Consider the following 25,872-nt stretch of genomic DNA (forward strand, 5'->3'; position numbering starts at 1 on the left):
GCTTTATAACCCATTGTTATAGTTGAGTCAACCGCAGCACCTATGATCTACAGATGAGAGGGCAGTTGTAATGGGCAATTGACACGTTGCAGTCATTAAGCCACTGTTACAGATTGGTTGGATCCAAGAGTGTCAAGGGATGGCTCAAGGCTGGGCACACCGGGTTACGTTCATTTTGTCCTTCCTGCTGTGCCAGTGGAGTATGCATGGTTTCAGCTGATAGCATCGACCCCCCCGACATGCCCGCCCACCGTTATGAACAGCTGGTTCAGTCGGTGGTGGACTATGCCATCTACATGCTCGACCCTTCTGGGCATGTGGTGTCGTGGAATGCAGGCGCGCAACGGATCAAGGGTTACCGCGCCGACGAAGTGGTCGGCCGGCACTTTTCGCTGTTTTTTACCCCGCAGGACTGCGCTGACGGCCGCCCTGAGTGCCTGCTGCGCCAGGCGCTCGAGCAGGGTGTGGCACAGGATGAAGGCTGGCGGGTACGCAAGGATGGCACGCAGTTCTGGGCGTTGGCCGCACTGGATGTGATTCGCGACGAAGACGGCCAGATCGTCGGCCTTGCCAAGGTCACCCGTGACATTACCGACCGTCGTGAGTCTGCCATGCAACTGGATGCCATGCGCGCCCAGCTGTTCCAGGCGCAGAAGCTTGAGGCGCTTGGCCAGTTGACCGGTGGCCTGGCGCACGACTTCAACAACATGCTGACCATCATTCTCAGCTCGGCACGCCTGGCGCAGACTACCCAGGACCCGGTGCGGGCGCAGCGCATGCTGCAGCACATCATCGATGCCGGGCAGCGCGGCACCGAGCTGACTCAGCAATTGCTCAGCTTCGCCCGCCACCGCCAGCTCGATGTGGCCAGTGTTGCACCGGCTGCCCTGGTTGCCGCCACCCGTGGCCTGCTGGAGCATGCGTTACCCAGTGCGATCACGCTGACGGTGGTGCTGCAACCGGACCTGCCGCTGATCGAAGTCGATGCCGGGCAGCTGCAAATGGTCTTGCTCAACCTGTTGTTCAATGCCCGCGACGCCATCACCGGCAATGGCCATATCGACCTGAGGGTGGAGCTGGTCGACTTGGCCGGCGAGGTAGAAGGGCTGCACGGCCGCTTTGTGTGCTTTGGGGTGGAGGACAGTGGCGAGGGTATCGCGCCCGAAGTGCTGCCACGCATCTTCGAGCCATTCTTCACCACCAAGCCCTTTGGCAAGGGTACTGGCCTGGGCCTTAGCCAGGTGTACGGCTTCGCCAGGCAGAGCGGTGGCGCTATTTGTGTCGATAGCGCGCCGGGTCGTGGAACTTGCATGCAACTTTATCTGCCAATGTATCAGAATCAGGCACTCAGCCCACTCGACAGGTAGACAACATGGCACAGGCACTCAGGCGGCTGATAACGGGCATCGACGGGCTCGATGCGTTGCTCAGGGGTGGCCTGGTGGCTGGCGCCTCCTACATCGTTCAAGGGCCACCGGGTGCCGGCAAGACCATTCTTGCCAACCAGCTGGCCCATAACCACGTGCGTGACGGTGGTCGGGTGCTGGTGGCTACCTTGCTCAGCGAGTCACATGAACGCTTGTTCCAGTACCTGTCGACGCTCGCGTTCTTCGACCAGGGGTTGATTGGTGACCAGATCCAGTTCGTCAGCGCTTTCGACACCCTGGAGCAGGAAGGGCTGGAGGCTGTGGTGCGCTTGCTGCGCCAGGAAATCACCCGGCAAAAGGCCAGCCTGCTGATCGTCGACGGCGTGCTCAATGCCCGCGCCCGTGCACACACCACGCTCGACACCAAGAAGTTCGTCTCCGAACTGCAAGGCCACGCGGCGTTCGCGGGTTGTACCGTGTTGCTGCTGACCAGCGCCCGGCTGGAGGAGGGGAGCCCTGAGCACACCATGGTCGATGGGGTGATCGAGCTGGGTGAGCAGTTACTGGGCAGCCGTGCCGTGCGCCATGTCCAGTTACGCAAAACCCGCGGCAGTGGGGCGTTGTCGGGGCGCCACGAGTGCCTGATCGACGAAGCCGGCATGCACGTGTTTCCGCGCCTGGAAGCGCTGTTCAGCCACCCCAGCCAGGTCGCCGGCGGCAATGTGGGGCGCGTCACCAGCGGGGTACCCACGTTCGATGAAATGCTCGGCGGCGGGCTGGCGAACGGTTCGGTCAGCTTGTTGATCGGCCCGTCCGGTATTGGCAAGAGCTCGTTGTGCCTGGCATTTCTTGGCGCCAGTACCGCGCAAGCGCCAGGCTTGCATTTCGGCTTCTATGAAACGCCCGAGCGCCTGCGCAGCAAGGCCGCATCGCTGGGGTACGACTTTGCCGCGATGGAGCAAAGCGGCAGTTTGCAATTGTGTTGGCAACCCACCACAGAGGGGTTGCTCGACCAAGTGGGCGCGCGGCTGCTGGAGCGGGTCGCCGCAGTGGGCAGCAAGCGCGTGGTGATCGACAGCCTGGGGGCATTCAGCCGCCTGGCCACCGACCCGGCCCGCCTCAATGCGTTCTTTCGCGCGTTGACCGGTGAGCTGTGCGCGCGCGGCGTCAGCGTGATGCTGACCTGGGAAATGCGCGATATTTTCGGCGCCGAGATCAGCGCACCGGCGCCGGACCTGTCGAGCATCGTCGACAACCTGATGCTGATGCGCTTTGTGGAACTGGACTCGCAGCTGCGGCGTATGCTGTCGATCCTCAAGGTGCGTGACAGCCACCATGACCCGGCCTTGCACGAGCTGCTGATCGGGCCCCAGGGCATAACGCTACATAAAGCATTCGCCGGCAACAGCGGGGTGCTTTCGGGTACGCCGGTGCCGCAGGACGGCGGGTGACAGGCGGGGCAATGAATACCATTCTGATCGTCGATGACGAATACCTGATCGCCGATATCCTGGCCTTCGCCCTGGAGGAGGAAGGTTACGAGGTGAAAAAGGCCATCAACGGCAAGAAGGCGCTGGAAATGCTTGTGGCCGAGAGCGTGCAGTTGGTGATCACCGACTACATGATGCCGGTGCTCAATGGCGAGGAGCTGGTGCGCGCCATGCGTGACTGCTCGGCGCTGCGCGAGGTGCCAGTCATTCTCATGAGTGGCGCACAGGCCAGCCAGGTCTGTCCTGCCCTGTTCAAGGCCATTTTCGACAAGCCATTCGATATGGACAAGATGATTGCGAAGGTGCGTGAGCTACTGAAAGCCTGAGGCCTGCGGCCGAGCGCATCCATGCGCTTGGTCAGCCGGGGTTCACTGTGAATCGTCGTGCTTTTCCGGGGCTGGGCTGCCGGCCTGGATACGCTTGAAGATCTCTTCCCGATGGACCTGTACATCTTTCGGTGCATCGATACCGATCCTCACCTGCATCCCTTTGACGCCCAGAATGGTGACTTTGATGTCATCATTGATGACGATACTTTCGCCAACCTTACGGGTGAGTATCAGCATGTAGTTCTCCTTGGTGATAATAAAGTCCGCATGGCTAACTGCCGCGGCGGCGGGAGCGGGTCCCTGTTCCTTCTCATTAAAGACGCTTTCGGCGGATAGTAATTCCCCGACAGAAAAATTCTGTTGCGTACCTTCACTTGCAGGTGCCAAAGCAAACCGTCAGCGATTTGTCGGCCAAGGTGCTCGGTGGCAAGAATAGGGCCGTTGGCGGCCAATGGGAAATTTCTTCGCATCATGGATTAAATAGACAGGCTTAATGACCGTCCTGTTCCTCTAGGGCTTGAAGAAATACCAGCAAAGCCACCTCTTCAGGGTCCAGGCCTTTGCGTATGCGGTGCTTTGGCAAGTCCGCCAGGCGGCCCAGGGCGTAGTGTTCGAGTACGGCGGGGTGGATGTAACAGCGGCGGCAGACCGCCGGGGTATTGCCCAGGCGCGTGGCCACCTGGCGAACGATGGCGGCCACCTGGCGTTTGGCCTCGGCCTCCGGTTCCCAGGCCAATGGCCTGAGCAGGTCCAGCGCCAGGCTGCTGCCAGCCCAGGTGCGGTAGTCCTTGGCGGTGAAGTCGGCACCTGTGAGTTGCTGCAGGAACTGGTTGACCTCGGCCGAGCCGACGCTATGGCGCTGGCCGTCGGCATCCAGGTACTGGAACAGCGCCTGCCCGGGCAGTTCCATGCAGCGCTTGAGCAGGTTGGCCAGGCGCCGGTCATTGAGGGTGACGTTGTGCTCGACACCGCGCTTGCCGCGGAACTGGAAGCGAATGCTGCTGCCCTTGACCTCTACGTGGCGGTTGCGCAGGGTGGTCAGGCCGTACGACTGGTTGTCGCGCAGGTAGCGCTGGTTGCCAATGCGGATCAGCGTGTGGTCCAGCAGGCTCACCACCAGTGCCATGACCTTTTCCCGGTCCAGCCCTGGGCGTGCCAGGTAGGTTTCCAGTTGTGCGCGCAGTTTCGGCAAAACCTGGGCGAAGGCCAGCATGCGGCCGTACTTGTGCTGGTCGCGCAGTTCGCGCCATTGCACATGGTAGCGGTATTGCTTGCGGCCACGCGCATCACGGCCGGTGGCCTGCAGGTGGCCCTGCGGGTCGGCACAGATCCACACGTCGGTGTAGGCCGGGGGGATCACCAGGGCGGCAATGCGCGCCAGGGTGTCCTTGTCGCGGACCCGTTCGCCATCGGCGTCCAGGTAGATGAAGCGGTCGCGCCAACGGCGCCGGGTCAGGCCTGGCTGGCTGTCTTCGACATAGTGCAAACTGCGCGGCAGAGGGCAGTCGAGCATGGTGTTTGGCCTCGATCAGATCACTGATCAATGGACAACACGCGTGCCAGGTATGCTCAGCCCAGTAGCGCCACCGATTTGATCTGGGCGTACACGACCTGCCCCGCGTGCAGGGTGAGCTGCTCTGCCGAAAACCGGGTAATGCGCGCGAGCAGCAGGTTGCCGCCAGCGTCCAGGCTGACCAGTACATGCGCCGGGTTGGCCGCGGGGCGGGTTTCGCGCACCTGTACCGGCAAACGGTTGAGGATGCTCGAGGTACTGTCAGCTGTCAGTGCCAGGCTTACGTCACGCGCCTGCACCTTGACCCGCAAGGTGTCGCCCATGGCCCGGGCGGCATGGGCGATGCGTAGCAAGGGCCCATGTTCGCCGGGCAGGCGCAGGTCGAGCAGATCGTAGTGCGGGTCGTGCCCCACCACCCGGCCTTCGAACACCACCCCGGCGTCATCGTCCTGGGCCAGCGGCAGATCGAGGCGGGCGAGGGTTTCGCCAATGGGGCCGCTGGCCACGGCTCGGCCGTGTTCCAGCAGCACCAGGTGGTCGGCCAGGCGTGCCACCTCATCTTGTGCGTGGCTGACATACACCAGCGGGATGTCCAGCTCACCGTGCAGGCGTTCCAGGTACGGCAGTATCTCGCGCTTGCGTGGGCCGTCGAGGGCGGCCAGCGGCTCATCCATCAATAGCAGCTGCGGGCTGCTGAGCAGGGCGCGGGCGATGCCAACCCGCTGCGCCTCACCCCCCGACAAAGTCGCCGGGCGGCGCTCCAGCAAATGGCCGATACCCAACAGCTGGCTGGCCTGGCCCAGGCTGACTTTGCGTTCGGCGGCCGCCAGGCGGCGCCAGCCGAATTCCAGGTTGGCGCGCACCGACAGGTGTGGGAACAGGCTGGCCTCCTGGAATACATAGCCCACCGGGCGTAGGTGGGGAGGGCGGAAATAACCACGGCTGCTGTCCTGCCAGACCTCGCCGTTGACCTCGACATAGGCGTTGGCAGCCCGCTCCAGCCCCGCCAGGCAGCGCAGGCAAGTGGTCTTGCCAGAGCCGGACTGACCGAACAGGGCGCTGATGCCGCGGCCGGGCAGGCGCAGGTCTACGTCCAGGGTAAAGTCGTCACGTGGCAGGTTCAGGCGCGCCACTATCGATGCAGTCATCTCAGCTCCAGCCGGCTTTACTGCGGCGCCCGGTGTACAGCAACAGCAGCACCAGGAACGAGAACACCAGCATGGCGCCGGCCAGCCAGTGTGCTTGTGAATATTCCATGGCCTCGACGTGATCGAAGATCTGTACCGAAACCACGCGCGTCTTGTCGGGAATATTGCCACCGATCATCAACACCACACCGAATTCACCCACGGTGTGGGCGAAACCGAGAATGCTGGCGGTGACGAAACCGGGGCGCGCCAGCGGCAGCACCACATGGAGGAAACAGTCCCACGGGCTGGCGCGCAGGGTGGCCGCGACCTCCAGCGGGCGCTGGCCGATGGCGGCAAAGGCGTTCTGCAACGGCTGGACCACGAAGGGCATGGAATAGACAGTCGAACCAATGACCAGGCCGGTGAAGCTGAACACCACGGTGCCCAGGCCCATGGCCTGGGTGGCCTGGCCGAGCCAGCCGTGGGGGCCGAGGGCGATCAGCAGGTAGAAGCCGATGACGGTCGGTGGCAGCACCAGCGGCAGCGCCACTACCGCGCCCACCGGCCCGCGTAGCCAGGAGCGCGTGCGCGCCAGCCACCAGGCGACCGGCGTGCCGATGATCAGCAGGATCACCGTGGTCAGGCTGGCCAGTTTGACGGTCAGCCAGATGGCACCCAGGTCACTGGCATCCAGCGGCATCAGATTTCATAACCGTAGGACTTGATCAGGGCGGCGGCCTTTGGCCCCTTCAGGTATTCGATCAGGGCCTTGGCGGCGGCATTGTTCTTGCCTTTGTCGAGCAGTACGGCGTCCTGGCGGATCGGGTCGTGCAGGTTGGCCGGTACGATCCAGGCCGAGCCTTGGGTCACTTTACCGTCCTTGAAGATTTGTGACAGCGCGACAAAACCCAGTTCGGCATTGCCGGTGGAGACGAACTGGAAAGCCTGGGTGATGTTCTGGCCTTCGACGATCTTGCCTTTGGTGGCCGCGGTAAGCTGCAGTTTGTCCAGTACCTGGGTGGCGGCCAGGCCGTATGGCGCGGCCTTGGGGTTGGCGATGGCCAGGTGGCTGAATGCGTTTTGTTTCAGCACCTCGCCCTTGGCGTCGACGTAGCCTTCTTTCGCCGACCACAGGGCCAGGGTGCCGATGGCGTAGGTGAAGCGCGAACCGGGGACGATCTGCTTTTCTTCCTCGAGCTTTTTCGGGGTTGTGTCATCGGCGGCAAGGAACACCTCGAAGGGCGCGCCGTTCTTTATCTGGGCGTAAAACTGCCCCGTGGCGCCGTAAGCCGCGACCAGTGTATGGCCGGTGTCGTGTTCGAAGTCCTTGGCAATGGCCTGGATGGGCGCCGTGAAGTTCGCCGCGACGGCCACTTGAACCTCGTCGGCCCAGGCGGTGTTGAAGGCAAACAGACTGGCCATAGCAGTGAAGGCCAGGTGAGACGGGCGGATACGCATGCAGGCAGCTCCTTGGGTTATCGTTATATTCACAACTATATAGCGATAGGCCAGTTGTCGGGAAGGGCTGCTGGGTGCATTCGCAAGGATGGTGTGATTACGGGCTAACGAAAGGTTGCCGCAGGCCGCGCAGGCGCGGGCTACCCGGCAACCCTGGCCAGTGCCTTGGCCGCGATGTCCCGGGTCAGCGCCTCGGCCGGCATACGCCGCCCCAACCGCAACGCCTGCCCTGACCACAAGTTGCTGAAGTCGCTGTTGCCCTGCGGCTCGGTGATTGCCCTTAACGGCATCAATGCCCCGCCCGCCAGCGGAAACGCTGGTGCCAGCGCGCTCATCGGCCCCAGCTCGCGCATGATACGGTTGTTGATGCCGCGGGCCGGGCGGCCGGTAAACAGGTTGGTCAGCGCCGTGTCACTGGCAGGCGCACTGTCCAGCGCCTGCCGATGTGCTGGCGAAACCTTGGCCTCGGGGCAGAACAGGTACGCCGTGCCAATCTGCACGGCAGATGCGCCCAGGGCCAGGGCCGCCACCAGGCCGCGATGGTCAGCGATGCCACCGGCGGCGATGACCGGCAGGCGGACCGCGTCGGCTACCTGCGGTACCAGGGCAAAGGTGCCGATCTGGCTGGTGATGGCGTCGCTGAGAAACATGCCGCGATGGCCGCCGGCTTCATAACCCATGGCGATGATGGCGTCACAGCCGTTGCGCTCCAGCCAGACGGCCTCTTGCACGGTAGTGGCGGTGCAGAGCACCTTGGCACCGCTGGCCTGTACCCGTTGCAGCAGGTCGGCCTGGGGCAAGCCAAAGTGGAAGCTCACCACTTCCGGCCGCAGTTGTTCGACCAGTTGGCAACTCGCCTCATCGAAAGGCGCACGGTTCGAGACCGGGGTGGGCGCCGCGAAATCCGCCCCCACTTCGCTGTAGTAGGGGGCGAGCGCCTGCTTCCAGCGCGCGTCGCGCTCGGCGTCGGGCGCGGGTGGCTGGTGGCAGAAAAAGTTCAGGTTCAAGGGGCGCCCCGGGCAGCCGGCGCGGAATGCAGCAATTTCGGCGCGCACCTGCTCACCGTTGAGCATGGCGCAGGGCAGGGCGCCCAGGCCGCCGGCCGAGCCCACCGCGATGGCCATGGCCGAGCCGGTTGCCCCCGCCATGGGGGCCTGCAGAATGGGCAACTCGATGCCCAGCAGGTCGAGGATACGGCGGTCGGGCCAGTGGCGCATGCGAGGTCTCCTTGCGCTGGGCGAACGGTGCGGCGGCTACTACAGGGCCTTGCTGACCTGAATGTCGCTGATCTTGTCGGCGTCTTCACCATGGATTTTGCGCAAGGCTTCGAGGGCTTGCGCTTGCGAGGCGTCGGGCATCAGCGCGAAGTCCCAGCGACGCTGGCCGTCGAGTTTGTATTTGATCACGTACTTGATGGTCTGGGTCATGGTGGCCTTATCTGAGTTTCGACGACGAGCGACGGATGATCTTGATCTTGTGGGTCAGGGTGGGCTTGCGGGTAACCGAGATCGGGCGGGTGGTCACGGTATCGATGGTGATATTCCAGAACCCGGTGCTGGGCACGGTGATCTTCGCCGGAAACTTCTCGAAGTGGCCGCCGTGGTAGGTATGACGGCCGCCGTTCTTGAAGCTGCGGAAGTTGGCGTCGTTCATCAGGCGGATATTGCAGCGCTGGGAACACTCGATGACGACGATGTCGTCCTCATTGAGGTGCTCGCGCTGGTGTACGAATTTCATGTGATGCTCCGCAAGGGTTGGTTCAGCAAAGGCAAAAGATACCACGATGTGCCGTTATACTGCCGCGCTGTTCGCCGGGCTTGGATAATTCTGCCAAAGCACGGAGCAAAACCGCCTGACGGTGGTCGAACGGGGTTCGTACAAGTTGAGGTATGACAGATGAAGTGGATGGTGGCCGCGTTGACACTGGCACTGGGTGGCTGTGTCAGTGTTTCCGAGCTGGAGCAATCGCATGCGACCCTGGATGTGATTTCTGGCAAGACGCCCCGCGAGTATGCCGATTGCGTCAAGGCGCAGCTTGCCGACAGCCGTGACCCACTGGTGGAAGAGCAGCGCGGTGACGGCCTGCGCCTGACGGTGCCGCAGAAGCTGACAGCAGGTGCTGGCCCGGCCGCCCTGCTGGATATCGATGAGCGTGGCGGCGGCAGCAGCATCAAGCTGCATGAGCGGCTGAGCAACTTTCCGCTGCGCCTGGGCGATGTGCGCACGGCAGCTACCCACTGCATCTCGGGGAGTTGATCTGAGGCAAGTAAAGGGCGGTTAATGGGCTGTTGGCCATCAGATCGGCCGGCCTGACGTTGTTGCGATTTCCCCGACGGGGCTAGTATCCATTTGCTTATGTTTTTTAAGCCTAAGCTTATAACAAAAGAAATGGAGATTCGTGATGACACCGTTGAGTCGCGTCGTGATCGGCAGCCTGCTGATCCTGGCCTGGCCCGGGGCGCATGCCGCCGATGGCCAGAAAATTTTCACCCAAGGCGGGGCCAACCCCGCCGCCCTGGCCTGCCTGGGTTGCCATGGCCCGGACGCCAAGGGTATCGCTGCGGCGGGCTTTCCGCGGCTGGCCGGCCTGCCGGCTGCTTACCTCAGCAAGCAATTGCATGATTGGCGCAGTGGCAGCCGCAAGCAGGCGGTGATGGAACCGTTGGCCAAGGCCCTGAGCGAAGAGGAAATCACCGCCGTCAGCAGCTACCTGGCCAGCCTGCCGGCAGTCGAGGTCGTTGATGGGCGCCGCCAGCAGATTGCCGGCGACCCTACCACCCGCCTGGCCCTGTACGGCGACTGGAACCGGCATATCCCTGGTTGCGTGCAATGCCACGGTCCGGGTGGCGGTGGCGTTGGCGAGCACTTCCCGCCTTTGGCCGGGCAGCCTGCCAGTTACCTGGTGGCGCAGCTCAATGCCTGGCGCGACGGCAGCCGCAGCAATGACCCGAACCAGCTGATGGTCGGCGTGGCCAAGGCCATGACCGATGACGAGATCAAGGCTGTTGCCGAGTTCTTCGCCCGCCCCGCCAGCCAGGAGGTCAAACCATGAAACCGCTGATCCCCGCTCTGTTGCTGCTGGTTGTGGGCAGTGCCCAGGCCGCGCCTATCGCCATGGAAGATCAGTCGCAACTGAAGGTCCCCGGCAAGCAGGCCGCCCTGCAGTTCACGCCCCCGGCGGAAGACGAGCTGCCCGCCAATGCCTTCGGCAAGATGGTGCGTGAAGGCCATGCCTTGTTCGTCGATACCCGCCGGCTGATGCCCGAGGCGGTGGGCAACGGCATGAACTGCAGCAACTGCCACCTCGACCAGGGGCGTATGGCCCATTCGGCGCCACTGTGGGGCGCGTACCCCATGTACCCCGCCTATCGCAAGAAAAACGACAAGGTCAACACCTTTGCCGAGCGCATCCAAGGCTGCTTCCAGTTCAGCATGAATGGCAAGCCGCCGGCCGCGGACAGCCCGCAGATGACGGCGCTGTCGGTGTACGCGTACTGGCTGTCGACCAAGGCGCCGACCGGCGTCGAAATTGCCGGGCGCGGTTACCCGGAAGTCGCGCAGCCTGCAGGCGGGTACGACTTCACGCGTGGCCAGCGGGTGTACCGCGAGCAATGCGCGATTTGCCATGGTGACAACGGTGAAGGGCAGAAAGTGGCGGGCGAATATGTGATGCCGCCGCTGTGGGGCAAGGACAGCTACAACTGGGGCGCCGGTATGCACCGTATCAACACGGCGGCATCCTTCATCAAGTACAACATGCCACTGGGCAAGCCGGGCAGCCTCAGCGACCAGCAGGCCTGGGATGTTGCGGCATGGATCAACCGGCATGAACGGCCGCAGGATCCCCGCCTGGTAGAGGGCTCTGTCGAGAAGACGCGGGTGAAATTCCATGCCAATGACGGCGTGAACCTGTATGGGCAGAAGGTCGATGGCGTGCTGGTCGGGCAGGGGACCGGTAGCTGACGGGCGCCTGTAGCGAACGCTTGGCGGGTAAACCTGGCCTGCAACGGTGGTTGTGGAAGCAGGTTTGCTCGCCAGGAGGCCACCACAGGCATGCGTGAGCTGTGGCATTTCACTTGCATGTTTGCTGGCGATATTTGCGATCCCTCGGAACTATCTACACTTGCTTATCTCTATCTACCCATCGGTCGGCCGCAGGTCAGGCATTGTAAGGTTTGTGCCGCCTGATTAGACTGCGCCGAATTCCACAGGCCTAGCCTTTTGTAAGGACGTATATGATCAAGAAATGCTTGTTCCCGGCAGCCGGCTACGGTACGCGCTTCCTGCCTGCTACCAAAGCCATGCCCAAGGAAATGCTGCCGGTGGTCAACAAGCCACTGATCCAGTATGGCGTTGAAGAGGCATTGGATGCCGGCCTGAGCGAAATCTCCATCGTGACCGGCCGCGGCAAGCGCGCCCTGGAAGACCACTTCGACATCAGCTACGAGCTGGAAAACCAGATCAAGGGCACCGACAAGGAGAAATACCTGGTCGGTATCCGCCGCCTGCTGGACGAGTGCTCGTTCTCGTACACCCGCCAGACCGAAATGAAAGGCCTGGGCCATGCCATTCTCACCGGGCGCCCGCTGATCGGCGACGAGCCGTTTGCAGTGGTGCTGGCGGACGACCTGTGCGTCAACCCGGAAGGTGACGGCGTGCTGACCCAGATGGTCAAGCTGTACAACCAGTTCCGCTGCTCGATCATCGCCATCCAGGAAGTCGACCCTCAGGAAACCAACAAGTACGGTGTCATCGCCGGTGACATGATCCGTGACGACATCTTCCGCGTTACCAACATGGTCGAGAAGCCTGCACCGGAAGATGCGCCGTCGAACCTGGCGATCATTGGCCGTTACATCCTGACGCCGGATATCTTCGACATCATCAAGAACACCGAGCCAGGCAAGGGCGGCGAAATCCAGATCACCGACGCGCTGATGCAACAGGCGCAGAACGGCTGCGTGATCGCCTACAAGTTCAAGGGCAAGCGCTTCGACTGCGGTGGCGCCGAGGGCTACATCGACGCGACCAACTTCTGCTTCGAGAACTACTACAAGACTGGCAAGGCTTACTGATACAGCCGCTGCTTGTAGCAACATTGCGATGACTGGGGCCGCTGCGCGGCCCTTCGCGGGCAGGCCCGCTCCTACAGTTACCGCGCATGCCTTTGGCGTGCGCCCACCTGATGGGGCGGGTTTGCCACGAAGGGCTGCAAAGCGGCCTCAGTGCGTTATGCTGGGCGCCTGCTAGGAGAGAGAACACATGGCCTACGATTTTGATCTGTTCGTGATTGGCGCTGGCTCCGGCGGGGTGCGCGCTGCGCGCTTCGCCGCTGGTTTTGGTGCAAAAGTGGCAGTGGCTGAAAGCCGTTACCTGGGCGGCACCTGTGTCAACGTCGGCTGCGTGCCGAAAAAGCTGCTGGTCTACGGTGCGCATGTGGCCGATGAACTGGAACAGGCTGCCGGTTACGGCTGGTCCCTGGAAGAAGGGCACTTCGACTGGGGCACCCTGATTGCCAACAAGAACCGTGAGATCGAGCGCCTGAACGGCATCTACCGTAACCTGCTGGTGAACAGCGGGGTGACCCTGCTGCAGGGGCACGCGCGCCTGACCGGGGCCAATGAAGTGGAAGTGGAGGGCCAACGCTACAGTGCCAGGCACATCCTGATCGCCACCGGCGGCTGGCCGCAGGTGCCGGACATTCCAGGCAAGGAACTGGCAATCACCTCCAACGAAGCCTTCTACCTCAAGAGCCTGCCACGCCGGGTGCTGGTGGTCGGCGGTGGCTACATCGCGGTCGAGTTCGCCGGTATCTTCCAGGGCCTGGGGGCGGCTACTTCGTTGCTGTACCGTGGCGACCTGTTCCTGCGCGGTTTCGATGGTTCGGTACGTACCCACCTGAAGGAAGAGCTGGAAAAACGCGGCCTCGACCTGCAGTTCAATGCCGATATCCAGCGCATCGACAAGCTTGAAGACGGTAGCCTGAAGGCCACGCTCAAGGATGGTCGCGAGTTGCAGGCCGACTGCGTGTTCTATGCCACCGGCCGACGCCCGATGCTGGACAACCTGGGCCTGGAAAACACCGGCGTCGAGCTGGACGAGCGTGGCTATATCCGGGTCGATGAACAATACCAGACGACCGCGCCGTCGATCCTGGCCATTGGTGACGTGATTGGCCGGGTGCAACTGACCCCGGTGGCGCTGGCCGAAGGCATGGCGGTGGCACGGCGCCTGTTCAAGCCCGAGCAGTACCGCCCGGTGGACTACCAGAACATCCCCACAGCCGTGTTCAGCCAGCCGCCAATCGGTACCGTGGGGCTGACGGAAGAACAGGCGCTGGCGGCAGGGCACAAGGTGCAGATATTCGAAAGCCGCTTCCGCGCCATGAAACTGACCCTGACCGACATCCAGGAAAAGACCCTGATGAAGCTGGTGGTCGATGCCGACACCGACAAGGTGCTGGGCTGCCACATGGTCGGCCCTGATGCCGGCGAGATCATCCAGGGCCTGGGTATTGCTTTGAAGGCCGGTGCCACCAAGCAGCAATTCGACGAAACCATCGGTGTGCACCCGACGGCCGCCGAAGAGTTCGTCACCCTGCGTACGGCTAGCCGTTGATCTATGCGTTACGTTGAAGGGGCGGGGCAGCCCGCTCCTACAACCGAGTCTTCTATCAAGTACCTCTGGCTATAGCCAAAACCAATCACGAGCATGAGCTTTGCCAATGAGCCTTCAGCGGGATGATTAGTTAGGATTCTATCCATCAACTGATTCCAACCCCATGAAGGAGCGTCTCTCATGCCAATCATCAACAGCCAGGTCAAACCGTTCAACGCTACCGCCTACCACAAAGGCGAGTTCGTGCAGGTCAGCGAAGCCGACCTGAAAGGCAAGTGGTCCGTCGTGTTCTTCTACCCGGCCGACTTCACCTTCGTTTGCCCGACCGAGCTGGGTGACCTCGCCGACAATTACGCCGAGTTCCAGAAGCTGGGCGTGGAAATCTACGGCGTGTCCACCGACACCCACTTCACCCACAAAGCCTGGCACGACACGTCGGACACCATCGGCAAGATCCAGTACCCGCTGATCGGTGACCCAACCCACGTCATCTCGCGCAACTTCGACGTGCTGATCGAAGAAGCTGGCCTGGCTGATCGCGGTACCTTCGTGATCAACCCGGAAGGCCAGATCAAGATCGTGGAACTGAACGACGGTGGTGTAGGCCGCGATGCAGCTGAGCTGCTGCGCAAAGTGAAAGCTGCCCAGTACGTTGCTGCCCACCCAGGCGAAGTTTGCCCGGCCAAGTGGAAAGAAGGCGAAGCCACCCTGGCGCCATCGCTGGACCTGGTCGGCAAGATCTAAGGCCATGCGCGCAACAACGCGGGCGGTAGGCAGCCGCCAAAGCTGAACAAGCTACCGCCCCGTCAAACGCCCGGGCGACCTCGCCTGGGCGTTTTTGTATCCGAGTATTGAAGAAGGAATCGCCCGTATGTTGGACGCCACGCTTAAATCGCAACTGAAAACCTACCTGGAGCGGGTCACCCAGCCGATCGAGATCGTTGCCTCCCTCGACGACGGCGCGAAGTCCCGTGAATTGCATGACCTGCTGGTGGAGATCGCCAGCTTGTCCACACTCATTACCCTCAGCGCGGACGGCACCGATGCGCGTCGACCTTCGTTCTCGTTGAGCCGCCCGGGTGCTGGCGCCGATGGCAAAGGTATCAGCCTGCGCTTCGCCGGCATACCCATGGGCCACGAATTCACCTCGCTGGTGCTGGCACTGCTGCAAGTCGGCGGCCACCCTTCCAAGGCCAGTGCCGAAGTGATCGAACAGATCCAGGCATTGGAAGGCGAATTCACCTTCGAAACCTATTTCTCGCTGTCGTGCCAGAACTGCCCGGACGTGGTCCAGGCGTTGAACCTGATGGCCGTGCTCAACCCCAACGTGCGCCACGTGGCCATCGACGGCGCGCTGTTCCAGGGTGAAGTGGAAGCGCGCAAGATCATGGCAGTACCGAGCATCTACCTGAACGGTGAGTTGTTTGGCCAGGGGCGCATGGGCCTGGAGGAAATCCTCGGCAAGATCGACACCAGCGCCGGTGCGCGCCAGGCCGAGAAGATCAACGCCAAGGACGCTTTCGATGTGCTGGTTGTGGGCGGTGGCCCGGCTGGCGCGGCGGCTGCCATCTACGCAGCGCGCAAGGGCATTCGTACCGGCGTGGCTGCCGAGCGCTTCGGTGGCCAGGTACTCGACACCCTCGCCATCGAGAACTTCATCTCGGTGCAGGAAACCGAAGGGCCAAAACTGGCGACTGCACTCGAAGAGCACGTCAAGCAGTACGACGTCGACATCATGAACCTGCAGCGCGGCGAAGCATTGGTTCCGGCCACCGACGGCGGCTTGCATGAAGTGCGCCTGGCGGGCGGCGCATCGCTCAAGGCCAAGACTGTGATCCTGGCCACCGGTGCCCGCTGGCGTGAAATGAACGTGCCGGGTGAGCAGGAATACCGCGCGCGTGGCGTGGCTTACTGCCCGCACTGCGACGGCCCATTGTTCAAAGGCAAGCGCGTGGCGGTGATTGGTGGTGGCAACTCGGGTGTTGAGGCTGCCATTGACCTGGCCGGTATCGTTGCCCAGGTGACGCTGATCGAATTCGACAGCCAACTGCGCGCCGACGCGGTGTTGCAGCGCAAGCTGCACAGTTTGCCTAACGTGAAAGTGATCACCAGTGCACTGACTACCGAGGTGCTTGGCGACGGCGAGAAAGTCACTGGCCTGCGCTACAAGGATCGCGCCACGGACGAGCAGCATGAAGTCGCGCTGGAAGGCATCTTCGTGCAGATTGGCCTGTTGCCGAACACCGACTGGCTCAAAGGTACCGTCGAGCTGTCACCGCGCGGCGAGATCATTGTCGATGCCAAGGGCCAGACCAGCATTCCAGGGGTGTTCGCTGCGGGGGACGTGACCACCGTGCCGTACAAGCAGATCGTGATTGCGGTGGGTGAGGGGGCCAAGGCTTCGCTGGCGGCCTTCGACCACCTGATCCGGACCTCGGCACCGGCGTAAGCCTGGGCTGGCCCTGCCTTCGAAGGCGGAGCAACTGTCTTTCTCAAAATTTGAAAAGCCTGCGCGATTCACCTGTAGGAGCGGGCAAGCCCGCGAAGCAGGCGACGCGGTGTCTGGCACCGGCTGCGCCGGTGTCTGGCACCGGCTGCGCCGGTGTTTGCGGGCATGCCCGTTCCCACAGGGCCTGCGCTGGCTTGGAGTTGCCGCCGTACTTGCAGGAGCGGCTCTAGCCGCGAAAAGGCCAGCACTCGCAAGGCATCAAACCCAGGCTGTCTATGCTTACGGCATCCACCCTCAGGAAGCCGTATCATGACGCTGATCAGCCGCGAACCCTGGTGGCTAGTCCCGCCCAAGCCCGGCCAGACGGAGCAGGACCTGCATTGGGGTTACCTGGAAATCTACGCCGACGGTCGCACCGTATTCATCGACCAGCGCCCCAGCGACCGGGAGCTGGCCGAGCGCAAAAGCTGCCGCAACTTCCCCGACCCCGAGCCGTGACCGCCTAGCCTTCCAAGTCTGCCAGGCGCGCTTCCAGCGCTGCGATGCGGGCTTCAAGCGCTTCAATACGCTCCTCCGACACGCTGCTGCCACTGCTGCGCTGGCCGCTCTCCTGCTGACGTGCAGCAAGAATCGCCTCGATCTCCGCCGGGTCGCCCAACGCATGGGTATAACGGTCTTCGCGCTGGCCCGCCTGGCGTGGCAGGTGCAAGGCCAGGTTGCGCGAGATCAGGCGCTCCAGCTGGTGCTGGATCTGCTCGGTGTCGTCGAAATCATGCAGGCGGTTGCTGCGGGTCAGCAGTTCGTTGAGGGTCTGCGGGCCGCGCAGGAACATCAGGCCCATCAGCACCAGTTGCGCCGGTACCAGCTCCAGGGCCTTGTCCACCCGCTGCTCCCAGCGATCGGCGCGGCTGCCCATCTGCAGGCGGGTCATGCCCTGCGCTTCAAGGTTGCGCAAGGCCTGGCCGACCTGGCCTGGGGTAAGGTTCATGACGGGCTCGCGGCTGGTCTTCTGGTTGCAGGCCAGGACCAGGGCGTTGAGGGTCAGCGGGTAGCTCTCCGGGCTGGTGGCCTGCTTTTCAATCAACGCGCCGAGGACACGGATCTCGGTGCTGCTCAAGCGGCCTTCACCGGCGGTTTCGTATTCTGACATGGCCCTGTCTCATTACTGGGGAAAGGCCACTAGGGTAGGTAATGCCATCGTGTAAGGCAATTGCGGCTGCTGGTGAGAGCGGGTGAGCCCGCTCCGGCCAGCAGCCCGAAGAAAATCAGGCGCTACGCCGAATGCCGGTCAGTCAAGACGCGGGGATGCAGCCCATCGCCGGCAAGCCAGCTCCCACAGGGATCGCCTTAGGGCTGACAGGTGTTTGCCACAAGGTATGGCAGCGCCTGTTAGAGCGAGCGCCGCCCGCGCGGCGCAATCGCGAGCTGCGCTCGCTCCTTGTATGTTGTGACTGGCCTGGCGGGAGAAGTTATTCTCGTCAGGCTGAAGAAGCACTTCCGGGGAGGCCGATCGCTCCTGAAGGCAGGGTTTGCCCCTGACCTTGTACGTAGAGAGGCCCCCCGCCTCATTGCCCACCACGAAGAGTATCGAGAAGCCGACAAGTCGGACTTCGCATTACAAGGTTGCAGCGGCATGAAGTTCGAGGTCGGGGAACCGGAGGCCATTGTTACCTAATTCGCTTGGGAGAGGGAAGAATGAGTGTCTGGGTTGGCCTCGATATCGGCTCACGGACTTCGGTCGTTGGGGTGCGTAAAGATGGCCGCACTGCCGGTCAGTGGGATATCGCTCAAACCCCTGCCGGTCGCAAGGCTGCGGTGAAAAAGCTGCAGGCGCTCAAGCCTACGTCGATCGTGATGGAGGCGACCGGGATCTATTACCTGGACTTGGCCATTGAGCTGCACGCTGCTGACCTACCTGTTTCCGTGATCAACCCCAAGAGCTTCCACAACTTCGCCAAACTGATGCTGGTGAACAGCAAGACTGACGCAATAGATGCTCAGCTGCTGTCCGAGTACGGGGAGCGTATGACCCCGCGTTTGTGGACACCTCCAAGCACTGTACAGCTTGAACTCAGAGGCCTTGGCCGGCACATCAATCGTTTGGTGGGACACCGTATCAGGGCGAAGAACGAGCTGCATGCATTGCAGGCGACCGCCACGACTGCCTCGATGTTGATCGAGGATCAAGAAGAAGAGATTGCTTCACTAAGTAATCGAATCGAGCGCTTTCGTAAGGCAGGGCGCGAGTTAATCGCCCAATGTCCAAGGCTAACTCGACAGTACGAGCAACTCCTCGCAGGCCCTGGGATTGGAGAGGTCTCGGCGCTGGCCGCCCTGGCTGAGCTGACCACGCTGCCCGAAACGCTCAAGTCCTCTCAGGTCGCTCGTCATGCTGGCCTTGATGTTCGACAGACACAGTCTGGAACAAGCATTGATAAACCTGGTCGGCTCGGCAAAAGCGGGAATGCCTATTTACGGGCAGCCATGTACATGCCTGCGCTGACGGCGGTGCGCTGCGATCCTTATGCGAAGGCTTTTTATGAGTCGCTGATCAGCAGGGGCAAGAAAAAAATGCAAGCGATCGCCGCTGTCATGCGCAAGTACCTGACAGGCATCTGGGCGTGCATGAGCGGAGATGAGCCATTTGATACGGCCAAGCTTTTCAGCTCTGAACACCTCAGAAAAGCTTGACCGCCAACAGAGTATCTACGTTTGTTTCGGGCCAATTATTCCTGTGGGATTCGCGCGCGAACGCCTTGGTGCATGCCTCAATATCGCGCCGTACAAACAAGGCGGCCGCGCGCGCCTGTCACAGGCGTTACTGGCCCGAAACAAACGTAGGAGCGAGCGCAGCTCGCGATTGCGCCGCGCGGGCGGCGCTCGATCTCACAGGCGCTGAAGATGCTCCGGCTACCCTTGCCAGGAACCATAGAATCTCCCACAGGACCGCGCTAAGCTTGAGGTCTGCACTGCTCCTGTGGGAGCCCGGCTTGCCGGCGATGGGCCGCAAAGCGGCCCCAATCGCTTGACTGACCGACATTAGACGCTACGCCGCTCTTCAGCCAGGCACGCCGCGGCCGTGAACAGCACATCGGTGGAGGAGTTCAGCGCGGTCTCCGCCGAATCCTGCAACACCCCGATGATGAAGCCCACCGCAACCACCTGCATGGCAATTTCGCTGGGGATGCCGAACAGGCTGCACGCCAGCGGAATCAGCAGCAGCGACCCCCCTGCCACGCCGGAGGCACCGCAGGCACAGACGGCTGCCACCACGCTGAGCAGCAACGCTGTCGGCAGGTCGACCGGGATACCCAGGGTATGCACTGCGGCCAGCGTCAGCACGGTGATGGTGATCGCCGCACCGGCCATGTTGATGGTGGCACCCAGCGGGATCGACACCGAATAGGTGTCTTCATGCAAGCCAAGGCGCTCTGACAGTGCCAGGTTGACCGGGATATTGGCCGCCGAACTACGGGTGAAGAACGCGGTGATGCCGCTTTCGCGCAGGCACAGCAAGGTCAGCGGGAACGGGTTGCGGCGGATTTTCCAGTACACGATCAGCGGGTTCATCACCAGCGCCACGAACAGCATGCTGCCGATCAGCACTGCCAGCAGGTGCAGGTAGCCGAGCAAGGCGTTCAGGCCGGATTGAGCCAAGGTCGCGCTGACCAGGCCGAAGATGCCCAGCGGGGCAAAGCGGATGACTACACGCACGATCAGGGTGACACCGTTGGACAGGTCCTCGACCACGGTGCGCGTGGTGTCGCCCGCATGGCGCAAGGCCACGCCCAGGCCCACGGCCCAGGTCAGCACGCCGATGAAATTGGCGTTGAGCAGGGCGTTGATCGGGTTGTCGACCGCGCTCAGCAACAGGTTCTGCAGTACCTCGGTAATGCCGCCCGGTGCGCTGAGCGTGGCTTCGCCGGTGCTGAGCACCAATGATGAGGGGAACAGCGTGCTGGCGATCACGGCCACCAATGCCGCGGCGAAAGTGCCCAGCAGGTAAAGCCACAGGATCGGGCGAATGTGGGTTTCCTGGCCATGCCGGTGGTTGGCGATCGAAGCCATGACCAGAATGAATACCAGTACAGGTGCCACTGCCTTGAGGGCACTGACGAAGACCTTGCCGAGGAAGGCCAGGTCGCCGGCCACGCTGGGGGCCAGCAGGGCCAGGGCGATACCGGCGAGCAAGCCGATGACGATCTGCGTCACCAGGCTGGTACGGTTGAGGAGGCGGAAAACAGAGGTCATGTGCAGCGTTATCTCGGATTCTGTAAAGGGCGGGACTTTAGCACAGAGCCTTGCCGGGCGGCCCGGCACGTTTCGCGGCCAGTGCCGCCCCGCAAGCGAATGCAGGCGAGGCCGTGCGAACCAGCCCGGTCACCAGTGGAACAGCTCTCGCCGTGCCCCCTCGGTAATCGCCACGATCCCCGGGTGCTTGACCTTGCGCTCCACCGAAATGGCATAGAACGACTCATGCACGGCCTCGGTCTGCCCGATCAGTTGCACGCCGTACTGTCGGCACACTTCCTCGGCGATCACACTGGGTGCAACGAAGATGCCGCTGCCCGACTGGCCGAAGGCCTGCATCAATGCGCTGTCATCGAACTCGCCGACAATGCGGGGCTGCACCTGCTGCTCGCCCAGCCACCGCAGCAAGCGGCTGCGCACCACGGTTTCCTGGCCGGGAATCAGCAGGGGGGCGTCCTGCAAGCAGGCAGGAAAGGCACCCGGGTAGCGCTTGGCCAATGCAGGGGTGGCAAAAAAACTCAGGCCGCATTCGCCAAGCTTCTGGCTGTAGCCCTTGATATCCAGGTTGTTGGGCATGGGGCTGTCGGAAATCACCAGGTCCAGGCGCTGGATGGCCAGGTCGCCGAGCAGCCGTTCGAGCTTGTCTTCGCGGCAATTGATGCGCAGCACGTCGTCCAGCTCCATGGTCGGGGCCAGCAGGCGATAGACGATGGACTTGGGTACCACATCGGCTACGCCCACGCGGAACAGGATCTGCTCCTGTGGCCCGGCGCGCAGCATGGCCTCCAGTTCGCCACCAAGCTGGAACATCTGTTCGGCATAAGCCAGCGTCTGGCGGCCGGTTTCGGTCAGCTCCAGCTGCCGCCCCACGCGCTGGAACAACTCCAGGCCGTAGGTGTGTTCAAACAGGCTGATTTGCCCGCTGATGGTTTGCGGGGTCAGGTTCAGCTGTTCGCTGGCGCGGGCGATGCTGCCGGTCCTGGCCACTGCCCAGAAGTAGTGCAACTGGCGGTAGTTGAGCACGCTGTTTTCCCGATTCGTAAAACCCGAAGTATAACCGTTGAAAATACGAATTTTCCTGATGTATCGGCGTGTCTAGAATCCTTCGTTATCAGGCGCCTCGTGCGCTGCTGAAGTCACCACAAGCGAGGAACCCATGCTGCACTTGAAATCCATCGGCACGCCGCTGGTACTGGCCCTGGCGATGTTTGCCCTGGCTGGTTGCGACCAGGCCGAGAAGTCCGCCCAGCAGATGCTCGACCAAGCTGCTCAATCGGCCAAGCAGGCCATCGACGACACCAACAAGGCCGCCCAGCGGGCGCTGAGCGAAGCCATTGGCAGTGAAGGGCAGAAGCCCGTGCAAGCTGAAAAGAACGAAAAAAGCCAGGAAATCTGACCCCAACCGCCGTTGCAGGATGTGAACAATGGAATATCTGCTGGAACTCGCCGCTAGCCCTACCGCCTGGATTGCCCTGGCTACGCTGGTGGCCATGGAAATCGTACTGGGCATCGACAACCTGATCTTCATCTCGATCCTGACCAACAAGTTGCCGGTGGCGTACCGTTCCAAGGCGCGACGCATTGGCATCAGCATGGCCCTGATCATGCGCCTGGCGTTGCTCAGCACGGTGGCCTGGATCGTCCAGCTGACCGACCCTGTATTCGAAGTGTTCGGCAATGCGTTCTCGTGGAAAGACATGATCCTGATTGCGGGTGGCCTGTTCCTGTTGTGGAAGGCTACCAAGGAAATTCACGAAAACGTCGACCCGCACGGTGCCAAGGAAGAGGCCAAGGTGGGCTCCACGGTGACCTTGGGCTTCGCTGCGGCGATCTTCCAGATCCTGCTGCTGGATATCGTGTTCTCGGTAGACAGCATCATCACCGCCGTGGGCATGACCGAGCACCTGCCGATCATGATCATCGCCGTCATCACTGCCGTGATCGTGATGATGGTCGCGGCCGACCCACTGGCCAACTTCATCAACGACAACCCGACAGTCGTGATGCTGGCCCTGGGCTTCCTGATCATGATCGGTATGACGCTGATTGCCGAAGGGTTTGGTGCCCATGTGCCCAAAGGCTACGTGTACGCTGCGATGGCGTTCTCCACCGCGATCGAGATCCTCAACATTCTCGCACGCAGGGCGCGGCTCAAGCGTGAGGCAGCTGAGCATTGACGGTGGGCAGCGGGGCGCTTTGCGCCCCGTTTGGCTGCTGAATGCTGCACGGTCAGTGCACGCCCGCAGGCCGCCGTGCGCGCTGTACGTGCCGGGTTTTGGCCGGCACCTGCGGCGGTTGTTGATTGGGCTGTGCATGACGCCGCACGATACGTAGTACACCCCATAGCATGGCGGCTGCGACGCTCAGCCACATGCCGACCAGCATGAGGATTGCCAGGGTCAGGCTCATCTGTGCCTCCATCGCTGCGGCAAACGCCAGATTGACCGGCGTTTGCGTTCCAGACACTGCTTTAGTCTAGCCTTTCGCCTGGGACGTTCCATCGAACAAAGGTCTATCTCTGAGTCCGATTCGCTCCAAGCCGCTGTCGGACTATACCCGCGCCGTCGTCGGACCTATGATCAGTGGCCAGAGCTGGGCGCTGCCTGCCCGGCGTTGGAACAAGCGAGTGTCCATGCAGCAATCCTCCTTCAAGAGCGCCCGGCGGCTGCTGTCGGCCTTCATCGTGGCAGCCAGCCTGGCGGGCTGTGCCAGCGCGCCGCCCGCCAATCTCAAAGGCCTGCCGCAACGGGTCGAAATCAGCAGCGTGCCGTTCTACCGGGGCAACGCCAACCATAGCGGCGCCATGGCCCTGGCAGCAGTGTTGTCGCAACAGGGGGCACCGATTACCCCGGGGCTGCTGGACAAGCCCCTGAACCTGCCACAGGGTGCCGACGCACTGGGTACCGCCATCCCTAGCGTGGCGCGGGATTACGGCATGGTGGTGTACCGCCTGGACAAGCAACTGGATGCGCTGTTGACCCAAGTGGCGGCGGGCAACCCGGTACTCTTGCGCTACGAAGACGGTTCCGCCTGGTGGGGCGAGCCGCGCTATTCGGTGCTGATCGGTTATGACCGCTACAAGCAGCGGGTACTGCTGCGCTCGGGCATGCACCGCCGGCACATGATGGCATTCGACGCGTTCGCTTCGGCGTGGGCCGAGCAGGGCAGTTGGGCAGTGCTGGTGCAACCGCCAGGGCAATTGCCGGCTGAAGTGGATAGGCAACGCTGGTTGCAGGCGGCGGAAGAGTTGGCGCGGGCGGGGCAGGAAATCGCGGCGAAGCAGGCGGTGAACAGCCTGCACAAATGATTGTTCCCAGCATGGCTTTTCGCGGGTAGACCCGACCCTCCACGGAGCGTGTGCGCATCGCACAGCGCCATGGAGGAGCGGGTTCAGCCGTGAGGAGGCCAGGTCTGTTTACATCAGAAGCCCAGGCGATCGCGCAGGCTGTAGTACCAGGCACCGATAGCGCTGAACGGCACGCGCAGCATCTGGCCGCCTGGGAACGGGTAGTGCGGCAGGCCGGCGAAGGCGTCGAAACGCTCGGCCTGGCCGCGCAGGGCTTCGGCCAGCACCTTGCCCGCCAGGTGGGTATAGGTCACGCCGTGGCCCGAGCACCCCTGGGAGTAATAGATGTTGTCGCCGATGCGACCTACCTGTGGCAGGCGCGACAGGGTCAGCAGGAAGTTGCCGGTCCAGGCGTAGTCGATTTTCACGTTCTTCAGTTGCGGGAAGGCCTTGAGCATCTTCGGGCGGATGATTGCTTCGATGTTGGCCGGGTCACGTGCGCCGTACACCACGCCACCGCCGAAGATCAGGCGCTTGTCGCTGGTCAGGCGGTAATAGTCGAGCAGGTAGTTGCAATCTTCCACGCAGTAGTCCTGCGGCAGCAGGGTGCGCGCCAGCTCTTCGCCCAGGGGTTCGGTGGTGATCACCTGGGTGCCGCATGGCATGGATTTGGCGGCCAGCTCTGGCACCAGGTTGCCCAGGTAGGCGTTGCCAGCGACGATGATGAACTTGGCGCGGACCTTGCCCTGTGGGGTATGCACCACGGGGTTGGCGCCGCGCTCGATGCGCACGGCCGGGGTTTGCTCATAGATGATGCCGCCAAGCGACTCGACCGCTGCTGCTTCGCCCAGCGCCAGGTTCAGCGGGTGGATGTGACCGCCGCTCATGTCGAGCATGCCGCCGACGTAGCTGTCGCAGGCCACCACCTCGCGGATGCGCTTCTGGTCCATCAGCTCCAGCTGGTTGTGGCCGAAGCGCTCCCACAGGCGCTTTTGCGATTCCAGGTGGCCCATCTGCTTGCTGGTGAGCGCGGCGAAAACGCCGCCGTCCTTCAAGTCGCACTGAATGTTGTACTTGGCCACGCGCTCGCGAATGATACGCCCGCCTTCGAAGGCCATGTGGCCCAGCAGTTGGGCCTGTTTAGGGCCCACAGTGCGTTCGATCACGTCGATGTCGCGGCTGTAGCTGTTGACGATCTGGCCACCGTTGCGGCCCGAGGCACCGAAGCCGACCTTGGCGGCTTCGACGATGCTCACCTTGAAGCCGTTCTCCAGCAGGAACAGGGCGCTGGACAGGCCGGTGTAGCCGGCGCCGATGATGCATACATCGGTTTCCACCTCACCCTGCAGCGCCGGACGTGGCGGCACCGGGTTGGCCGAGGCGGCGTAGTAGGACTGGGGGTAGGGGGTGTTAGCCATGCTGCAGGAACCTCGTGTTTTATATTTTTAACGAATGTAGCGATGCTATCAATAATAATAAACACCCGCTAGTCGTCTGTTGAAAATCCCTCACACAGTCGCAAGCGACCCTTCTCTATAAAGAGGTTTAGATTCAGTAGCTTAGCGCGAAAAAAAGTGTTGACAGGCTTTTCCAATTGCGTAGAATGCGCACCACACGACAGGCACATAGCTCAGTTGGTTAGAGCATCACCTTGACATGGTGGGGGTCGTTGGTTCGAGTCCAATTGTGCCTACCAAATCGAAGAAGGGGTGATCCGCAAGGGTCACCCCTTTTTTCATTGGTTTTTCCGGCGGTTGGCTGCAACACCGGGAAACTGCGAAAGTTTTTGATTTTTCTGAAAAAAACGCTTTACAGGCGCGCACTTGATCACTAAGATGCGCACCACACGACAGGCACATAGCTCAGTTGGTTAGAGCACCACCTTGACATGGTGGGGGTCGTTGGTTCGAGTCCAATTGTGCCTACCAAATTCCAGAAAGGGCGATCAGCAATGATCGCCCTTTTTGCATGTGCGCGTGAA

Annotated in this window: 28 protein-coding genes and 2 tRNA genes; 17 read left to right on the plus strand and 13 right to left on the minus strand. The window is 62.2% G+C overall.

Translation table 11 applies throughout. The annotated features are described in order from the left end of the window. Window positions 1-206: 206 nt before the first annotated feature. From AACG97_RS10725 to AACG97_RS10735, 3 genes are read left to right on the plus strand one after another with little or no spacing between them, the layout of a single operon-like run. A complete protein-coding gene (locus AACG97_RS10725; protein ID WP_009683198.1) occupies window positions 207-1,367 on the plus strand; it encodes a two-component system sensor histidine kinase NtrB in 1,161 nt (386 codons plus the stop codon). 5 nt (window positions 1,368-1,372) lie between these two features. After that, window positions 1,373-2,818, plus strand: coding sequence for an ATPase domain-containing protein (locus AACG97_RS10730; protein WP_054881496.1), 1,446 nt, complete (start codon window positions 1,373-1,375; stop codon window positions 2,816-2,818). Window positions 2,819-2,829: 11 nt separating this feature from the next. After that, entirely contained in the window at window positions 2,830-3,183 is a 354-nt protein-coding gene (locus tag AACG97_RS10735) for a response regulator (protein ID WP_009683196.1), read from the plus strand. Window positions 3,184-3,225: 42 nt separating this feature from the next. Here AACG97_RS10735 and csrA read toward each other — a convergent pair whose 3' ends face one another. The 8 genes from csrA to AACG97_RS10775 form a co-directional block, all read right to left on the minus strand. Further along, a complete protein-coding gene (gene csrA, locus AACG97_RS10740; RefSeq protein ID WP_009683195.1) occupies window positions 3,226-3,423 on the minus strand; it encodes a carbon storage regulator CsrA in 198 nt (65 codons plus the stop codon). Window positions 3,424-3,676: 253 nt separating this feature from the next. Beyond that, window positions 3,677-4,699, minus strand: a complete 1,023-nt coding sequence (locus AACG97_RS10745) for a DNA topoisomerase IB (RefSeq protein WP_054913452.1) — start codon at window positions 4,697-4,699, stop codon at window positions 3,677-3,679. 56 nt (window positions 4,700-4,755) lie between these two features. Beyond that, window positions 4,756-5,847 (minus strand): molybdenum ABC transporter ATP-binding protein, encoded by a 1,092-nt coding sequence (modC, locus tag AACG97_RS10750; protein WP_115293868.1) that lies wholly within the window; start codon window positions 5,845-5,847, stop codon window positions 4,756-4,758. 1 nt (window position 5,848) lies between these two features. Next, window positions 5,849-6,529 carry a molybdate ABC transporter permease subunit gene (modB, locus tag AACG97_RS10755; protein ID WP_009683192.1) on the minus strand — a complete coding sequence of 227 codons (681 nt, stop codon included), beginning with the start codon at window positions 6,527-6,529 and terminating at the stop codon, window positions 5,849-5,851. Continuing rightward, window positions 6,529-7,251 (minus strand): molybdate ABC transporter substrate-binding protein, encoded by a 723-nt coding sequence (gene modA / locus AACG97_RS10760; protein ID WP_225785876.1) that lies wholly within the window; start codon window positions 7,249-7,251, stop codon window positions 6,529-6,531. The genes modB and modA overlap by 1 nt, the downstream gene beginning before the upstream one ends. 176 nt (window positions 7,252-7,427) lie before the next feature. After that, on the minus strand, window positions 7,428-8,504 hold the full coding sequence (locus tag AACG97_RS10765; RefSeq protein ID WP_009683190.1) for an NAD(P)H-dependent flavin oxidoreductase: 1,077 nt from the start codon (window positions 8,502-8,504) through the stop codon (window positions 7,428-7,430). A gap of 39 nt (window positions 8,505-8,543) precedes the next feature. Next, window positions 8,544-8,714 carry a hypothetical protein gene (locus AACG97_RS10770; protein WP_165944137.1) on the minus strand — a complete coding sequence of 57 codons (171 nt, stop codon included), beginning with the start codon at window positions 8,712-8,714 and terminating at the stop codon, window positions 8,544-8,546. 7 nt (window positions 8,715-8,721) lie between these two features. Then, complete coding sequence (locus AACG97_RS10775; RefSeq protein ID WP_003250918.1) at window positions 8,722-9,024, minus strand: DUF1883 domain-containing protein; 303 nt, start codon at window positions 9,022-9,024, stop codon at window positions 8,722-8,724. Between the two features lie 159 nt (window positions 9,025-9,183). Between AACG97_RS10775 and AACG97_RS10780 the strand changes: the two genes are divergently transcribed. From AACG97_RS10780 to AACG97_RS10815, 8 genes are all read left to right on the plus strand, one after another. Further along, window positions 9,184-9,543, plus strand: a complete 360-nt coding sequence (locus tag AACG97_RS10780; RefSeq protein WP_009683186.1) for a hypothetical protein — start codon at window positions 9,184-9,186, stop codon at window positions 9,541-9,543. Window positions 9,544-9,688: 145 nt separating this feature from the next. Then, a complete protein-coding gene (locus AACG97_RS10785) occupies window positions 9,689-10,339 on the plus strand; it encodes a c-type cytochrome (protein WP_054913447.1) in 651 nt (216 codons plus the stop codon). After that, complete coding sequence (locus tag AACG97_RS10790; RefSeq protein WP_054881495.1) at window positions 10,336-11,250, plus strand: c-type cytochrome; 915 nt, start codon at window positions 10,336-10,338, stop codon at window positions 11,248-11,250. The genes AACG97_RS10785 and AACG97_RS10790 overlap by 4 nt, the downstream gene beginning before the upstream one ends. A gap of 272 nt (window positions 11,251-11,522) precedes the next feature. Further along, window positions 11,523-12,362 (plus strand): UTP--glucose-1-phosphate uridylyltransferase GalU, encoded by an 840-nt coding sequence (galU, locus tag AACG97_RS10795; RefSeq protein ID WP_009683182.1) that lies wholly within the window; start codon window positions 11,523-11,525, stop codon window positions 12,360-12,362. 187 nt (window positions 12,363-12,549) lie between these two features. Continuing rightward, window positions 12,550-13,905 carry a glutathione-disulfide reductase gene (gorA, locus tag AACG97_RS10800; protein WP_009683181.1) on the plus strand — a complete coding sequence of 452 codons (1,356 nt, stop codon included), beginning with the start codon at window positions 12,550-12,552 and terminating at the stop codon, window positions 13,903-13,905. A gap of 180 nt (window positions 13,906-14,085) precedes the next feature. Next, window positions 14,086-14,649, plus strand: coding sequence for an alkyl hydroperoxide reductase subunit C (gene ahpC / locus AACG97_RS10805; RefSeq protein WP_004375926.1), 564 nt, complete (start codon window positions 14,086-14,088; stop codon window positions 14,647-14,649). A 127-nt stretch (window positions 14,650-14,776) separates the two neighbouring features. Further along, the gene (gene ahpF / locus AACG97_RS10810) at window positions 14,777-16,354 is read left to right on the plus strand and encodes an alkyl hydroperoxide reductase subunit F (protein ID WP_115293876.1); all 1,578 of its coding nucleotides are present in this window, start codon (window positions 14,777-14,779) and stop codon (window positions 16,352-16,354) included. A 309-nt stretch (window positions 16,355-16,663) separates the two neighbouring features. Next, entirely contained in the window at window positions 16,664-16,852 is a 189-nt protein-coding gene (locus AACG97_RS10815; protein ID WP_009683179.1) for a hypothetical protein, read from the plus strand. 4 nt (window positions 16,853-16,856) lie between these two features. Here AACG97_RS10815 and AACG97_RS10820 read toward each other — a convergent pair whose 3' ends face one another. After that, on the minus strand, window positions 16,857-17,504 hold the full coding sequence (locus AACG97_RS10820) for a YceH family protein (RefSeq protein ID WP_009683178.1): 648 nt from the start codon (window positions 17,502-17,504) through the stop codon (window positions 16,857-16,859). Window positions 17,505-18,049: 545 nt separating this feature from the next. Here AACG97_RS10820 and AACG97_RS10825 point away from each other — a divergent pair. Next, a complete protein-coding gene (locus AACG97_RS10825) occupies window positions 18,050-19,045 on the plus strand; it encodes an IS110 family transposase (RefSeq protein WP_029887815.1) in 996 nt (331 codons plus the stop codon). Between the two features lie 348 nt (window positions 19,046-19,393). On the opposite strand, the gene sstT is transcribed toward AACG97_RS10825, so the two are convergent. Together sstT and nhaR are read right to left on the minus strand one after the other, a co-directional pair. Continuing rightward, window positions 19,394-20,605: a serine/threonine transporter SstT gene (sstT, locus tag AACG97_RS10830; RefSeq protein WP_009682770.1), complete on the minus strand. Its 1,212-nt coding sequence runs from the start codon at window positions 20,603-20,605 to the stop codon at window positions 19,394-19,396. A gap of 129 nt (window positions 20,606-20,734) precedes the next feature. After that, window positions 20,735-21,628: a transcriptional activator NhaR gene (gene nhaR / locus AACG97_RS10835; protein ID WP_009682771.1), complete on the minus strand. Its 894-nt coding sequence runs from the start codon at window positions 21,626-21,628 to the stop codon at window positions 20,735-20,737. A 133-nt stretch (window positions 21,629-21,761) separates the two neighbouring features. Here nhaR and AACG97_RS10840 point away from each other — a divergent pair, with 133 nt between their 5' ends. Both AACG97_RS10840 and AACG97_RS10845 read left to right on the plus strand, forming a co-directional pair. After that, entirely contained in the window at window positions 21,762-22,001 is a 240-nt protein-coding gene (locus AACG97_RS10840) for a hypothetical protein (RefSeq protein ID WP_197886204.1), read from the plus strand. A 28-nt stretch (window positions 22,002-22,029) separates the two neighbouring features. Continuing rightward, window positions 22,030-22,782 carry a TerC family protein gene (locus tag AACG97_RS10845; RefSeq protein WP_009682773.1) on the plus strand — a complete coding sequence of 251 codons (753 nt, stop codon included), beginning with the start codon at window positions 22,030-22,032 and terminating at the stop codon, window positions 22,780-22,782. Between the two features lie 52 nt (window positions 22,783-22,834). On the opposite strand, the gene AACG97_RS10850 is transcribed toward AACG97_RS10845, so the two are convergent. Further along, the gene (locus AACG97_RS10850) at window positions 22,835-23,014 is read right to left on the minus strand and encodes a hypothetical protein (protein WP_009682774.1); all 180 of its coding nucleotides are present in this window, start codon (window positions 23,012-23,014) and stop codon (window positions 22,835-22,837) included. 166 nt (window positions 23,015-23,180) lie between these two features. On the opposite strand from AACG97_RS10850, the gene AACG97_RS10855 reads away from it, so the two are divergent. After that, complete coding sequence (locus AACG97_RS10855; RefSeq protein ID WP_197886203.1) at window positions 23,181-23,912, plus strand: peptidase C39 family protein; 732 nt, start codon at window positions 23,181-23,183, stop codon at window positions 23,910-23,912. Window positions 23,913-24,025: 113 nt separating this feature from the next. Here AACG97_RS10855 and AACG97_RS10860 read toward each other — a convergent pair whose 3' ends face one another. Next, window positions 24,026-25,309 carry an NAD(P)/FAD-dependent oxidoreductase gene (locus tag AACG97_RS10860; RefSeq protein ID WP_009682777.1) on the minus strand — a complete coding sequence of 428 codons (1,284 nt, stop codon included), beginning with the start codon at window positions 25,307-25,309 and terminating at the stop codon, window positions 24,026-24,028. 201 nt (window positions 25,310-25,510) lie between these two features. Here AACG97_RS10860 and AACG97_RS10865 point away from each other — a divergent pair. Both AACG97_RS10865 and AACG97_RS10870 read left to right on the plus strand, forming a co-directional pair. Next, window positions 25,511-25,587, plus strand: a tRNA-Val gene (locus AACG97_RS10865). Between the two features lie 155 nt (window positions 25,588-25,742). Continuing rightward, window positions 25,743-25,819 (plus strand) — tRNA-Val (locus AACG97_RS10870). Window positions 25,820-25,872 lie beyond the last annotated feature (53 nt).

Origin of the sequence: Pseudomonas sp. Nvir, from assembly GCF_963778085.1 — a bacterium.
Classification (GTDB): domain Bacteria; phylum Pseudomonadota; class Gammaproteobacteria; order Pseudomonadales; family Pseudomonadaceae; genus Aquipseudomonas; species Aquipseudomonas juntendi.

What these genes read in the sequence shown, in the direction of transcription:
- AACG97_RS10725 (WP_009683198.1), top strand. Translation starts at nt 207, where the DNA reads ATGGTTTCAGCTGATAGCATCGACCCCCCCGACATGCCCGCCCACCGT.
- AACG97_RS10730 (WP_054881496.1), top strand. Translation starts at nt 1,373, where the DNA reads ATGGCACAGGCACTCAGGCGGCTGATAACGGGCATCGACGGGCTCGAT.
- AACG97_RS10735 (WP_009683196.1), top strand. Translation starts at nt 2,830, where the DNA reads ATGAATACCATTCTGATCGTCGATGACGAATACCTGATCGCCGATATC.
- csrA (WP_009683195.1), bottom strand. Translation starts at nt 3,423, where the DNA reads ATGCTGATACTCACCCGTAAGGTTGGCGAAAGTATCGTCATCAATGAT.
- AACG97_RS10745 (WP_054913452.1), bottom strand. Translation starts at nt 4,699, where the DNA reads ATGCTCGACTGCCCTCTGCCGCGCAGTTTGCACTATGTCGAAGACAGC.
- modC (WP_115293868.1), bottom strand. Translation starts at nt 5,847, where the DNA reads ATGACTGCATCGATAGTGGCGCGCCTGAACCTGCCACGTGACGACTTT.
- modB (WP_009683192.1), bottom strand. Translation starts at nt 6,529, where the DNA reads ATGCCGCTGGATGCCAGTGACCTGGGTGCCATCTGGCTGACCGTCAAA.
- modA (WP_225785876.1), bottom strand. Translation starts at nt 7,251, where the DNA reads ATGGCCAGTCTGTTTGCCTTCAACACCGCCTGGGCCGACGAGGTTCAA.
- AACG97_RS10765 (WP_009683190.1), bottom strand. Translation starts at nt 8,504, where the DNA reads ATGCGCCACTGGCCCGACCGCCGTATCCTCGACCTGCTGGGCATCGAG.
- AACG97_RS10770 (WP_165944137.1), bottom strand. Translation starts at nt 8,714, where the DNA reads ATGACCCAGACCATCAAGTACGTGATCAAATACAAACTCGACGGCCAG.
- AACG97_RS10775 (WP_003250918.1), bottom strand. Translation starts at nt 9,024, where the DNA reads ATGAAATTCGTACACCAGCGCGAGCACCTCAATGAGGACGACATCGTC.
- AACG97_RS10780 (WP_009683186.1), top strand. Translation starts at nt 9,184, where the DNA reads ATGAAGTGGATGGTGGCCGCGTTGACACTGGCACTGGGTGGCTGTGTC.
- AACG97_RS10785 (WP_054913447.1), top strand. Translation starts at nt 9,689, where the DNA reads ATGACACCGTTGAGTCGCGTCGTGATCGGCAGCCTGCTGATCCTGGCC.
- AACG97_RS10790 (WP_054881495.1), top strand. Translation starts at nt 10,336, where the DNA reads ATGAAACCGCTGATCCCCGCTCTGTTGCTGCTGGTTGTGGGCAGTGCC.
- galU (WP_009683182.1), top strand. Translation starts at nt 11,523, where the DNA reads ATGATCAAGAAATGCTTGTTCCCGGCAGCCGGCTACGGTACGCGCTTC.
- gorA (WP_009683181.1), top strand. Translation starts at nt 12,550, where the DNA reads ATGGCCTACGATTTTGATCTGTTCGTGATTGGCGCTGGCTCCGGCGGG.
- ahpC (WP_004375926.1), top strand. Translation starts at nt 14,086, where the DNA reads ATGCCAATCATCAACAGCCAGGTCAAACCGTTCAACGCTACCGCCTAC.
- ahpF (WP_115293876.1), top strand. Translation starts at nt 14,777, where the DNA reads ATGTTGGACGCCACGCTTAAATCGCAACTGAAAACCTACCTGGAGCGG.
- AACG97_RS10815 (WP_009683179.1), top strand. Translation starts at nt 16,664, where the DNA reads ATGACGCTGATCAGCCGCGAACCCTGGTGGCTAGTCCCGCCCAAGCCC.
- AACG97_RS10820 (WP_009683178.1), bottom strand. Translation starts at nt 17,504, where the DNA reads ATGTCAGAATACGAAACCGCCGGTGAAGGCCGCTTGAGCAGCACCGAG.
- AACG97_RS10825 (WP_029887815.1), top strand. Translation starts at nt 18,050, where the DNA reads ATGAGTGTCTGGGTTGGCCTCGATATCGGCTCACGGACTTCGGTCGTT.
- sstT (WP_009682770.1), bottom strand. Translation starts at nt 20,605, where the DNA reads ATGACCTCTGTTTTCCGCCTCCTCAACCGTACCAGCCTGGTGACGCAG.
- AACG97_RS10840 (WP_197886204.1), top strand. Translation starts at nt 21,762, where the DNA reads ATGCTGCACTTGAAATCCATCGGCACGCCGCTGGTACTGGCCCTGGCG.
- AACG97_RS10845 (WP_009682773.1), top strand. Translation starts at nt 22,030, where the DNA reads ATGGAATATCTGCTGGAACTCGCCGCTAGCCCTACCGCCTGGATTGCC.
- AACG97_RS10850 (WP_009682774.1), bottom strand. Translation starts at nt 23,014, where the DNA reads ATGAGCCTGACCCTGGCAATCCTCATGCTGGTCGGCATGTGGCTGAGC.
- AACG97_RS10855 (WP_197886203.1), top strand. Translation starts at nt 23,181, where the DNA reads ATGATCAGTGGCCAGAGCTGGGCGCTGCCTGCCCGGCGTTGGAACAAG.
- AACG97_RS10860 (WP_009682777.1), bottom strand. Translation starts at nt 25,309, where the DNA reads ATGGCTAACACCCCCTACCCCCAGTCCTACTACGCCGCCTCGGCCAAC.